The organism is Paenibacillus sp. RC67 (genome assembly GCF_030020805.1).
In the GTDB taxonomy this organism is placed as follows: Bacteria; Bacillota; Bacilli; order Paenibacillales; family NBRC-103111; genus Paenibacillus_S.
Genome location: NZ_CP125098.1, coordinates 3,153,001 through 3,165,628 on the forward strand (window position 1 = coordinate 3,153,001; position 12,628 = coordinate 3,165,628).

Annotated in this window: 8 protein-coding genes; 7 read left to right on the top strand and 1 reads right to left on the bottom strand. The window is 43.9% G+C overall.

The genetic code is table 11. The annotated features are described in order from the left end of the window. Positions 1 to 221: 221 nt before the first annotated feature. The 4 genes from QMA13_RS14465 to QMA13_RS14480 all read left to right on the top strand — a co-directional run bounded on the left by QMA13_RS14465 (position 222) and on the right by QMA13_RS14480 (position 8,213). Complete coding sequence (locus QMA13_RS14465) at positions 222 to 1,346, top strand: phosphotransferase (protein WP_282942209.1); 1,125 nt, start codon at positions 222 to 224, stop codon at positions 1,344 to 1,346. Between the two features lie 117 nt (positions 1,347 to 1,463). After that, positions 1,464 to 5,858, top strand: coding sequence for a DEAD/DEAH box helicase (locus tag QMA13_RS14470; RefSeq protein ID WP_282942211.1), 4,395 nt, complete (start codon positions 1,464 to 1,466; stop codon positions 5,856 to 5,858). 128 nt (positions 5,859 to 5,986) lie between these two features. Next, positions 5,987 to 7,420: a PolC-type DNA polymerase III family protein gene (locus tag QMA13_RS14475; protein ID WP_282942213.1), complete on the top strand. Its 1,434-nt coding sequence runs from the start codon at positions 5,987 to 5,989 to the stop codon at positions 7,418 to 7,420. Between the two features lie 85 nt (positions 7,421 to 7,505). Continuing rightward, complete coding sequence (locus QMA13_RS14480) at positions 7,506 to 8,213, top strand: YoaK family protein (RefSeq protein ID WP_282942214.1); 708 nt, start codon at positions 7,506 to 7,508, stop codon at positions 8,211 to 8,213. A 53-nt stretch (positions 8,214 to 8,266) separates the two neighbouring features. On the opposite strand, the gene QMA13_RS14485 is transcribed toward QMA13_RS14480, so the two are convergent. Next, positions 8,267 to 9,289, bottom strand: a complete 1,023-nt coding sequence (locus QMA13_RS14485) for a HoxN/HupN/NixA family nickel/cobalt transporter (protein WP_282942215.1) — start codon at positions 9,287 to 9,289, stop codon at positions 8,267 to 8,269. 196 nt (positions 9,290 to 9,485) lie between these two features. Here QMA13_RS14485 and QMA13_RS14490 point away from each other — a divergent pair, with 196 nt between their 5' ends. The 3 genes from QMA13_RS14490 to QMA13_RS14500 all read left to right on the top strand — a co-directional run bounded on the left by QMA13_RS14490 (position 9,486) and on the right by QMA13_RS14500 (position 12,626). Next, positions 9,486 to 10,553 carry an FUSC family protein gene (locus tag QMA13_RS14490; RefSeq protein ID WP_282942216.1) on the top strand — a complete coding sequence of 356 codons (1,068 nt, stop codon included), beginning with the start codon at positions 9,486 to 9,488 and terminating at the stop codon, positions 10,551 to 10,553. Between the two features lie 190 nt (positions 10,554 to 10,743). Beyond that, entirely contained in the window at positions 10,744 to 11,517 is a 774-nt protein-coding gene (locus QMA13_RS14495) for an AAC(3) family N-acetyltransferase (RefSeq protein WP_282942217.1), read from the top strand. A 185-nt stretch (positions 11,518 to 11,702) separates the two neighbouring features. Then, entirely contained in the window at positions 11,703 to 12,626 is a 924-nt protein-coding gene (locus QMA13_RS14500; protein ID WP_282942218.1) for a Rossmann-fold NAD(P)-binding domain-containing protein, read from the top strand. Positions 12,627 to 12,628 lie beyond the last annotated feature (2 nt).

The window sequence follows — 12,628 nt, forward strand, 5'->3', positions numbered from 1 at the left end:
CTGAAACCGGTGAAATTAAGAGGAATAGAGAGGAAATGGGAACGTATGTTTTCAGAAAAGCCTGCGTTCCAGCTTGCTGAAAGGAAAAGTCTTCTTGATCGCTTTATGTAAAACGACGAATTTGGCATTTGATAGATAGCTAAATTATCCATATCATGGTAATACCTACTTTGATAACCAGAGATTAAGCTATATCCCATTCCATTAAAAGGGGGCTTTCCATGTCGGTCCAATCCGAAAAGCAAGCTGATATTTGTATAGATTCAGCAATGCTGCATTCAGCATTGAAAATGAAATATCCATTGGAATCCATTCACATTGTATCCTGGTATAACCGTCCACTTGGTGAGGTTAAATCAGAGACCGAGGTACACCGTATTCATTGTGCCTTGTTATTAGGAGAATTCAACTCATGTTGTACGCTCATCCTCAAAATCCTGAGACCCGATGCTGCTAGAGCAGGAGAAGATCATTATTATTACTGGAAGCGTGAAGTATTGGTGTATCATTCCGGAATACTTGAACAATTGCCAGATACGATGAGGGCGCCTGTTTGCTACTTAATCGAAGAACAATCCGACGGCTGTGTTTGGGTATGGATGGAGGATATTGATGAACAGCGTTTGGATACTGGGTGGAATGAGAAAGAACAGATTGGCATTGCTTTTGGGCTTGGAAAATTCAACGGTGCTTATTTAACAGGTTTACCCGTTCCGACGGAATCCTTCCTATGTACGAATTGGATGAACTCTTGGGTACAAGTAATTGAAAGTTATTTGCAAAGCATGGAAGAACAAAAAGCCGTTTGGCACAAACATCAATTGGATCACATCAACCCTAATGTGTATTGGGATCGATATGAATCCTCTAGACTAAAAGTTGCAGATTTATTGGATGCGTTGAATCAACTGCCGCAGGTATTTGCTCATCAAGATATTCATAGCGGGAATGTATACATGGAGCAATACAAAGGGCAGGACAGATTGGTTGCGATTGATTGGCAGTTTGCCAGCCTATCAGGTGTTGGAGAAGAGCTTGGACGCATGTTCGGGCTTACGCTTAGGAAACATGTGGATATGGATACCGTGTATAAGCACAAAGAAGCTTTGGTGCAAAGCTACCTGGATGGATTAAGAGAGGTTGGCTGGGACGGAAATGCTAACGGTGTGAGATATGGCTTTGCCGTGGCAGCCTCATTAAGATTCGTTATGCTTATGGGCAAGCTTCTTACAACCGTGGAGAAACCTAATTATAGTATCACGAAAAGAGACCATCTACTGTCTGTCATACAGCTTATGCTGGATATGCTGGATGAAGCATGGCAACTCAGAAACGATATCATTTGATACATGATTTGCATTGTGACATAGGGGTTTCTAACGAGAGCGTTTAGGCTTGCATTCCTTTTTTTGGTATAATTATCGATAACCAATAGAGAAATGCAGTGAAGGAGAAGAGTCACTATGCATGAACTGGAAGCAGCAGGCTTTCATCCGCTTATTACACAATGGTTTGATAAACAATATGGTCGCCCTACGGATGTGCAAATTCGTTCATGGAAGGCGATTCAGTCGGGTGTGCATACATTAATTGCAGCACCTACTGGCTCTGGCAAAACCTTAGCCGCGCTGCTTCCCTGTTTAAGTCAAATCCTGCAGAACAAGGATGAGAGTAGCGAGGCTTCTTCAGCCCGGCATGTGAAGCTGCTCTATATTACGCCGCTCAAGGCATTGAACAACGATATCCACCATCATGTGATCGGATATATTGCACAGCTTAAGGAGATGGCGGAGGAACAAAATTGGAGTTGGAAAGGCTTAACCGTTGGTGTTCGTACGGGAGATACTACCCAAAGCTCGCGGGCAGCCATGCTTCGCAATCCTCCGGATGTGCTGGTGACAACTCCTGAATCCCTGTACTTGCTGTTGACTTCACCCAAGGGAAGGTTGATGTTGAAGCATGTCCAGTGGTGTATCGTAGATGAAATTCATGATTTGGCAGGCGACAGGAGAGGGCTGCATTTATCCGTTACGCTTGAAAGGCTGACAGAATGGATTGGTTCATCGCCGCAGCGAATCGGCGTTTCTGCCACACAGAAGCCGATTGAACTTGTTGCTCGGTTTCTCGGAGGCTGGGAAAATGTATTTATCCCTCGTCCGGTGGAAATCGTCGAGAGCCAGATGGATAAAATATTTAATCTTCGGGTTACCCTCCCTCACAAAACAATGATCATAAGAGATAAACAGGAAACCATATGGAAGCCATTGATTGAGCACATTGTTAAGCTTATCGAAGGCAGTCAATCGGCTCTTATATTCGTAAATAATAGAAGGCTGTGCGAAAGGCTTACTTTGAGACTAAATGACCATATGGGTTATGAAATGGCTCGATCCCATCACGGCAGTATCTCCAGAGAACAACGGCTTGATGTGGAGAGAGCACTTAAGGCAGGGGAGCTTCGTTGTCTCGTTGCAACCTCTTCTTTGGAGCTTGGGATAGATGTTGGACATATCGATCTGGTCCTGCAAATCGATTCACCTAAAAGCGCAGCTGCAGGAATACAACGGATAGGACGTGCAGGCCATTCTGTCGGCGATGAAAGCCGGGGTATCATTCTCGCACGTACCCGAGGGCAGTTGCCTGAGTGTGCGGTGCTAGCGCAAAGTATTGTGAATCGGGAGATTGAAGATATTCAGATACCCAGATATGCACTAGATGTATTATGCCAGCAAGTAGCAGCAATGGTTGCTGCGGATGATTGGGAAGTGGAGCGGCTGCATCTTGTTTTTAATCGCAGCTATGGGTATCACGGGTTCACAATGGACCGATTGCAGGGAATCCTCCAGGTGCTGTCCGGGTACTATCCTTTTGTGCGTCCTCTGGTCGATTGGGATAGGGGAAATAATCGTTTAACACGTCTAAGCTCTACCGCAATGTCGGCTATCATGGGTGCAGGCACCATCCCGCAAGGAAGTGATTATCCTGTTCATCATGCCGAGAGCCATATCCACCTGGGCGAATTAGATGAACAATATATTTTTGAAAGCCGGGTTGGAGACGTATTTCAATTGGGGACAAGCTCTTGGAGAATACAGTCCATTCGGAATGACCGTGTGTATGTTGTAGAAGAAGCTGGCAATAAGCAGAGTGAAATTCCATTTTGGCGTGGGGAAGGACAAGGCAGAACGGCAGCCTTTTCTGCTGAGATAGGACAATTTCTCGAAGAGCTTGATGTACGGTTGGATAGTCAGAACAAGCTTCAAACGTTGGAATGGCTTATGAATGATTATTATATGGACGATTCGGCTGCAGATGAACTGCTTATGCTGCTTCACTCTCAAAAGGCAGTCTCAGTTCTTCCGACTCATCGGAGAATAGTCATTGAGCAATTTCAGGATGAATATAAACAGCATCGGCTCATTATCCATAGCTGGTTTGGCAGGAAGTTTAATCGAACCTGGCAGTTAGCGATTCAGGTCTATGCGGAGCAGCATATTCCGTATCGGATTTATGCGAATGCCAAAGACAACGGGATTGAATTTGTAATTTCCGACGGCGGAAGCGGCGAGGCTCTTCGATTGCTGCCGTTGATTCGCGAGGTCACCTCGGATCGGCTGGAAGCGCTGCTTCAGCATGCGATTCCAGCGTCACCGCAATTCGGAATAGCGTTCCGAAGACTAGCTGAGACATCTTTGCTTTTATCCCGCAGCTTTAACCGGATGCCCTCATGGCAGAAGAGATTGCGCAGCGAGGAACTTCTTAGAGAATCGCTCCCGTATGCGGAGACATTTCCTTTTATTGGTGAAGCGGTTCGTATTTGCTTACATGATGATTTGGATGTCAATCAAGTCTGTGAAGTATTGGAGAAAATCGAAACCGGACAGCTAGAGGTTATCGAGAGACAAGCGGCATTCCCCTCGCCTTTTGCTGCATTGTTTCTTAACGATGTCATTAATACCCAGATGTATGAGTCGGATGTACTGAGCAAGGACTTGCAAGCCAACTTGGTTGGTCTGGACCGTTCACTGGCAGGACAATGGTTCGTTAATGCGTCTAGTGCATCGGAGGATGATAAGGATGAGATTGTTGATCAGAACCAAATGGAGCAGCAGCATTATATAGAAGAACCTAAGCTGCATGACTCAGGACAACTGCTTAGACTGATGAAGCGTCGCGGTGAAATGACGGAAGAAGAACTTATGGATCGGCTTGACAACGATAATTTGGAGGAAATGCTAGTCCCGTTACGACGAGATCATAAAATAGTATCCGTATACCTAGGCAATCCATCCATCACATATTGGATATGTGCTGACGAGGTGGACACCTACTCACAATTGGGCAAAGCAGCGCTTGCCGATAGGTTCATTGTGACCCGGTATGTTAATCGAATGCGAAATATAACGTCACAGGACTTACAGCAGCGGTACGGACTAGATAAGGCTCGAATCGAGGAGCTTCTTCAAGGTTGGGTTGAAGAGGGGCGTGTTGAACTATTATCGAATAGATCGGATGGTACTGATCGTGTCTGGTTGAATCGTCAAGCTGATGCACGTCACAACCGAGAACAGGCATCAGAGCTTAGAAAGGCAACCGAGGCCATTGATCCTGTAAGCTATTGTACAAAGATGATGTCTTTTCAGTATGTGCTGCCCCACACTCGACTGAACGGTGAGGAAGGGCTACGACAAGTGATAGAGAAGCTCCAAGGGTTTTATTATCCGCTGTCTCAATGGGAATCGTCTATCTTTCCGCTTCGGGTTCATGATTACAAGAAAGATATGCTGGACCGGCTTTGTTCGTCCGGTGAAGTATTGTGGTTGGGACAAAAGCAGGAAGGAGAAAAGGAAGGGCGAGTTGCTTTTTTCCTGTCTGAATCGAAGGAGCTTTACTGTCCTCTGATAGAACGAGTGGCAGAGCATCAATTGAACCAAACAGAATCGGATGAGGGTAAACCCAACCAATCGGAAGAAGAAAGACAAGGCGAACAGCTGCTTCAACTGCTAGAGCGTAAAGGTGCAAGCTTCCTAAGCGCTTTGAGCAGGGAAACGGGGCGTATTCCATCGGAACTGACAGCTGAGCTGCTAGCTCTATCCTGGAAAGGTCTGGCTTCTAACGATCAGTTCGCCCCTTTGCGATTGAATGGGGGAACAGCATCTAAGGCTATAAAGGGGAAAGGTTTTCAATCCGGGCTTGGTCGCTGGTATCCAGTGAGCTCGTTAAAAGATGTAGCTGGCTGCGAGGAGCAAGAAAGCCTGATAGCTTGGATTAAGCATTTACTGCAAGGATATGGATTGTTAACCAAATCAATTGCAGACCTTCATCTTCCTTGGGAATGGGGAGACATTTATGGTGCTTTGAAGCAGCTGGAAACTTGGGGGATGTTGACCCGTGGGCTCTGGGTGGATGAAATCCAAACCTTGCAATTTGCAGCCAAGGAGCAGGTTGAGAGTCTTAGAAGCCGTGAATGGGCGGGAGACCCAAGCCCGGTTGTGCTTCCATCTACGGATCCGGCTAATCCATTTGGATTTATCGTCAACTGGCCTGACAAAGAAGGAATGAACTTCGCAAGAAAAAAAGGAAATGATCTCGTAATGCAAAAAGGCCGCTGGCTGCTATGGATTGAAAACAGCGGAAAACGACTTTATGCAATGGAAAAGTTATCAGAAGACGATTTGCATAGCTTACTCCGCTCCGCTGCCGAAGGTTATTTGAGATTGTCTAGTATGCGTAAGCTCGTCATTGAAAAATGGAACGGGCTTCCCGTACTCCAAACTGAATTGGCAGAAGTGCTATTTAAGCTCGGAGCAGAAAAAGACCGGGAATCTCTCGTTATCTGGCCAAGCGCGTTACGGTGAGTCCAAAAGCATCTTATTGGTTGCGCTTATATAGCAGTAAAGTAGCGAATCTGATAGTAAGCAGCAAATATCAACTCAATAAATGAAGCCTTAATGATGGTTTACAACGAAATAATGGAGGGCTAAATATGAGCGATACAATTAAACTAGAGGCAGAAGACTCTCAGTTCCGTTCATTGTGTTATTCCACTGCTAGAAGAATATACGGCGAATCATTGCCTGATACTGTCTCGAACCGATTGGAACTTGAGCTTCAAGGTATCATCCGTAACGGTAATGTCACACCGTATCTAATGGCTCATCAAGTTGTGAAACAAATGAACTCAGAAGGTCATATGGTCACACCACGGGGTTCGGTTGGAGCAACTTTTGCTGCCTATTGCCTTGGTATATCTGAAGTTAATCCATTACCTCCTCATTATAGATGTACTCTATGCAAGCATAGTGAATGGTTTAACGAGGTTATAAGTTATGGTGTGGATCTGCCCAAGAAAGGATGTCCACATTGTAAGGGAACTATGGTTGGGGATGGTCATCATATTCCATGCGAAATGTTTCTAGGGCTTTCATATGATCGTCCTCCTAATATAGATTTGAAAGTACCTCTAAGTCAGACCCAAGCCCATAAGATATTAGAAGAGCAAATTGAAAGTGGTCAGACCCTTAGCGCAGGCAATAGAGATTTAGAAACGGTTCTATTTAATCTGGATCTATTCGAGGACACGACCCTTAATTCTTTAGGATTATTGAGTGAACTTACAGGTATAGATCCTACAACGATCCCTATGAACGACGCTGCTGTACTCAGCTTGTTTCGGTCCACGTTATCCTTAAATGTTAGTCCGCAGCAATTAAGGACTGACGTAGCGACCTATGGTATCCCGGAGCTGCAGCCTGTCTGTGTTCGAACAATGCTCAAAGAGCTGCAGCCAAATACTTATTCCGATCTTGTGCAAATATCAGGAATTTCGCATGGGAGTGGTACTTGGGAAGATAACGCTCACGAACTGATAAAAACAGGCCAACAAAGGCTCCAGTCGGTTATTGCCTGTAAGGATGATGTGATGTTGAAGCTAATCAGTTGGGGTGTCTCTCGAGAGAGGGCTTATCATATTTCGGATAAAGTACGTAAAGGTCATGGGATTACAGAGGAATGGGTCAAGGAATTAAAGGAAAACGATATTCCTTTATGGTTCATCGATTCTTGCCAAAAAATCAAGTATTTGTTCCCTAAAGCACATGCTGCAGCCTATGCGATGTCAGCTGTTCGCCATGCATTTTATAAGTTGTATTATCCTTTAGAGTTTTATGCTGTGTATTATTCTGTGAATGCACCTGATATGGATTTCGAGCTGTGTTTGGGAGGGATAGAAGCGGTAGACAGGAAGCTTCAACAATTGGAGAAGCTCGCCTCGCCTCAAGATGATAAAGCGCAGATGTTGTTCGCATATCAGGTGGCATTGGAGATGTGCGCTCGAAGTATGCGGTTCAGACAAGACTCAATAGAAGGGTATGTGATAGAAAGTAATAATCGCAGTATCCGTATTCCAGTGAATGGTTGAGAACTGCTTTTTACAGTTTGAGGAAGATTGTGCTATTCTTTAATGTAGTCAATTCACCTCTAGGTAAAAAAGGAGCTGTATCAAAATGTCCACCGCAACGTATCGCCATATTATCATTTTACTCCTTTGTATGTCTTCTGGTATTATTGACGTCGTGGGTTATTTAAGCTTAGGCCATGTATTCACCGCTAATATGACTGGCAACATTGTATTAATGGGGCTAGCCATAGGTCATGTTGAAGGGCTTGCCGTTCTTCGGTCTTTAACAGCATTAGTAGGCTTTGTAGCAGGTACAGCAATAGCTGCACTTATTGTTAACAAAGACAAGACACCTTCATTATGGCCAAGATCGGTCACTTTCGCACTCGTCATTGAAGGGATTATATTAATTATTTTTGCCTTAACGTCCAGTTGGGTTGGAGAATCGGAATCTTTGGTCTATTTTCTTATCATTCTTTTAAGTTTGGCTATGGGAATGCAGACGACTGCGGCAAGGAGATTAGGAATTGCAGGTATCTCTACAACGGTCCTGACGAATAACTTGGCCAATGTGGTAGAAGACGGTATTCAGCAGCTTCGACTGCTGTTCGGGAGAGAAACCAGGATGGCGTTGAGTCGGGATTCATTGCTTCGACTTCTGGCTGTAGTCATATATGGTCTCGGTGCTATCATTGGTACTCTTGCTGAAGTTTCATACCCTCTTGCTATTGTCTGGGTACCCATAGCTGTGATTGCAGGTATTATACTAACGGTTGGTATTCAATTTCGACATGATCCTGCGGTTAATAAATAATAAAAAAGGACGATCTCATTCGGATAACCCGAACGGAATGGTCCTTTCCTATTTTATGTAGCTTTATATCGATGCTCAACCTTTGCTACTTTCCATACTGTCACAGACACGAGCCAGGCCAGCACGAACAATACAACAAGCAGATAACCGAGATCGCCAAAATCCAGTTCATTGATCCAAGTGAAAAAAGGAGCTTGCAGGTTTAATTTATCAGTCAACACTTGAATCAGCTCGACCATACCAATAATCAATGCGGCTATAACAGAAACTGTGGTTACAGTTACATTGTAGTACAGCTTTCTAAGTGGTGTTGTGAATGCCCAACGATAAGCTTTTGTCATGAACATTCCGTCCGCAGTATCCATTAAGCTCATACCGGCTGCGAATAGCAAAGGGAGGGAAATAATTCCGAATACGGGCACCGAGGTTTTAGCCGCGCTAGCGGAGATGGCTAATAAACCGATTTCCGTCGCTGTATCGAAGCCGAGTCCGAATAAAAATCCTAATGGATATACATGCCAGCTGCGGCTAATGAAGCGGAACATAGGCTTTAATAGTCGGGCAAAAAAACCTCTGGAATCCAGAAGGGCTTCCAACTGTTCTTCTAAAAAGCCTCCCTGGCGGACTTTTCTGAAAGCTTGGAATAACTGGATTAAAATCACAAGATTAATAATTCCAATGACAATAAGAAACGCCCCGGACACTGTAGTTCCAATAATCCCGCCGATCTCTTGCATTTGCGGCATAGCATCTTGAATCCACTTCATGGAGAGGGCAATGGTCAGTACCATCAGAAATACTACGGATGAGTGGCCAAGTGAAAAGTAGAAGCCTACACCAAGCGGATTTCTTTTTTGTTGAATCAGTTTACGAACCGTGTTGTCGATGGCGGCGATATGATCCACATCAAAAGCATGCCGTAATCCAAACGTATAAGCTAGCAAGCCAAGACTCCAGAATGCTGCATCACCGCGTGCTGCTGTGATCAATCCTATTATACCTATGACATGAAGCGCTATGATGACAATGAAATAACCGCCCCAAGAGGCTTTGCTATTCCCTAACTGACGAGGCATCCCGTCACTCCTCCTTTGAATTATTATGTACCCATCGGCACTATGTATCGTGCTACTATAATATCAAATAGTAACACAAAAAATGTTTTTGCATAGAACTTTTTTTGCGAAAATATTTTAGGACACAATGCCTTTGCATCCTTTGCCTCGGGCGTGTAAGATAAGATGGATAATACAATAAGGAAGGAGAGGCTATGTGGTTTTCGGAGCACGCGTGTGGAAGACAGGAATTGCAGTGACATTGGCATTATATCTTAGTGCTTTGTTAAACTTTACTCCTCCCGTTATTGCGGCAGTAGCTGCTATTTTTGCAATGCAGCCTTCGATCTATCGCTCCTGGCGTTATTTTTTGGAGCAGCTTCAAACCAATGTGCTGGGGGCGGCACTGGCTTTGCTTGCAGGAATGTTCTTTTCCAATAATGTGATTGCGATTGGGATCGTATGTATTCTTGTCATCGTTGTCTGTTTGAGGATGGGAATGGAAGAAACGATTGGCCTTACATTAGTCACCGTAGTAGCAGTAATGGAAGCTTCAGGTGAATGGGAGTTTGCTGTCAACCGGTTTTTATTGAGCTTGATTGGAATAGGTTGTGCATTTGTGATTAATGTACTATTTTTTCCTCCAAAGCCCAAAGATCAGTTCGAAGCACAAATCCATACCGTATTTAGCAAAATGTCACTTCTTCTTCGTACGGTTATTTCCGACGAAATCAAAGAGAATATTTTCCGTGAAGAGAAGGGGGAGTTATCCAACTCCTTACAGTTTCTAGCAGGCAAGTACAAGCTCATGGAAGAAGAAGTGAAGAAGCTCAAGCGAGGAAAATTTAGCATGATTCGCCATTTAGTTATTTATAAGCAAATGCTGCGTGCTTTATCCAAAGGGCTTGAGGTGCTGGATACGGTAGATGAACATTTTTTTCAAGCGAATCGAGGGCCTCAAACGGATGCTCTGTTCGATGGACATTTGGAAAAGCTAATTAAGTTCCATGAGCATGTGCTGCTGAAATTTGACAACAAGCTCAAAGCAGACAGCTCAGAGGGCTTGGATATGGAAGCGGAGAACGAGCGATTCATGACTTCGCTCATAGAACGTTATCAAGATCAGCCATCGGGGATTTTGCGTCTTTCGGTCGTAGCCGCGGCTATGTATGATTATGGTCATCAAGTAGCCCGGTTGGATAAGCTGCTGGAGCATTATCATCGTGGGGATTCCGAAATGAAGGAGCCAATGGACCTTCTATTGAAAAGCTTTAAAAGAAAATGAACTCATTAATTATAAGAAGCTAACAGCGATAAAGCTGTTGGCTTTTTTCAATAAGAATTTGATTTCACAACTATTTAGACTAAAAATAAAAATACTTTGTTAACTGATTATCCAATGTAGTAAACTTAAAAGAATTGTTTGTTGGTATTCATTATAAGTTGATAAGGACATAAGGAGGAGAATTGAAGAAATGCATAGCAAAGCGAGCTTGATGAACGATCTTAATCAGATGGGGATTGATGGTAGAGGGACACTACTGATGCATTCATCCATGAAAAGTATAGGGGAAGTTGAAAATGGTGCGGATACGGTGCTGGATGCACTATCAGATTATATGAGGGAAGGGTTGCTGGTGCTGCCTACCCATACATGGTCATATGTTAATGCGAGTAATCCGAAGTTTTACAAGGAATCATCTCCATCCTGCGTTGGTATTCTGCCTGAAGTGTTCCGCAAGCGTCCGGGAGTTCATCGTACTAACCATCCAACTCATTCGGTAGCGGCTCTGGGAAAAGATGCAGCTGCTTTTGTGCAAGGAGATGAACGATTCGCCACTCCGTGTCATAGGGAATCAGCTTGGGGAAAGCTGTTGGACCGGCAAGCGACCATCATCCTCGTAGGCGTAGATTTGCGCAGGAACACGTTCATACATGGGATTGAGGAGTGGATGGACATTCCAGGACGGCTAACCGACGGTCATGAAGAGCTAGTCACTGTATTGGGTGACGGCACGGAAATACAAGTTCCTTCCAGAAGGCACTGCGGCTTGTCGTGGTCTTTGCATTTCTGGAAAGTGGAGGAAGTATTGTTAGAGCAGGGAGCAGTGAAGATGGGGAAACTGGGTGATGCTGTGGTTCGCGTATGCGAGACAGTGAAGCTGAACTCCGTCCTATCTCATATGCTGCAAAAGAACCCTGACTTATTCTCTGACAATGAGCCTTTAAAGGAAGCTTATTTTGATTAATTGGAAAACAAAAAAAAGAACGTGAAGCACTATCGCGAATATAAGGTAATATAACAGGGCTGCGTTGATCGCGCTCTTTTTTATATTGTGTACGTATTGACTTGTAGATGAAGCTCCATTAATATGTATAAATATACAATATTATGAATTAAAATACATTTATATGCATTTGTGGGGTGGGATAATTGAAACATTTATTGACTTTAAAGGAGCTTAACAAGAATGAGCTTCTAGCGTTAATCCAGAAAGGACTTGATATCAAGCTCAATCCGGAGAAGTATTATGATGCAAGCAAGAGAAAAGGGCTGCTAATGCTTTTTCAAAAAACTTCAACGCGAACAAACTTATCCTTTCAATCAGGTATCAATCAGATGGGGGGGTATGCTGTCGTAATGGATTGGGAATCGAGCAATTTTCATTTATCGCCTATTCGTTATGAAGTGCGTTACGCATCAAGGAATTGCGATCTCCTCATGGCACGATTGAAAAAGCATGAAGACATCATCCAATTAGCTGAATATTCTCAAGTTCCGGTTATTAACGGCTGTTGTGAAAAGTATCATCCATGTCAGGCACTAGCGGATTTAATGACTATTTACGAAATATCGGGTACGTTCTCAGGGGTGACAATCACTTACGTGGGGATACATAACAATGTGGCTAATTCTTTAATCATAGGTTGCATGACGCTTGGGATCAAGCTTCTCCTGGTTACGCCCATTGTTAATGAAGCTTCGTGGGATGATGACCTGATGAAGGAAGCAAGATTAAGCGGTTATATAGAAAACAAAGAAGTTCTCGTGGAAGCCCTTGCGTCATCGGATTATGTTTATACGGATACATGGATTGACATGGAGCATTTCCATGCTCCCGATTATGCAGAAGAGAAGAAGAATAGAATTCAAACGATGCTTCCTTATCAATTAAACAAAATGAATTTGCAAGGTTGCTCCCCTTATATCATGCATGATATGCCAATTCATCCGGGATTTGAAATTGAGGAGGAGCTCATTGAATCCCCTGGATCTGTGATTTACCAGCAAGCAGAGAACCGAATGCACATTCAAAAGGCATTAATGCTTCACTTGCTCGAGTCGACATCTAAGTAGGA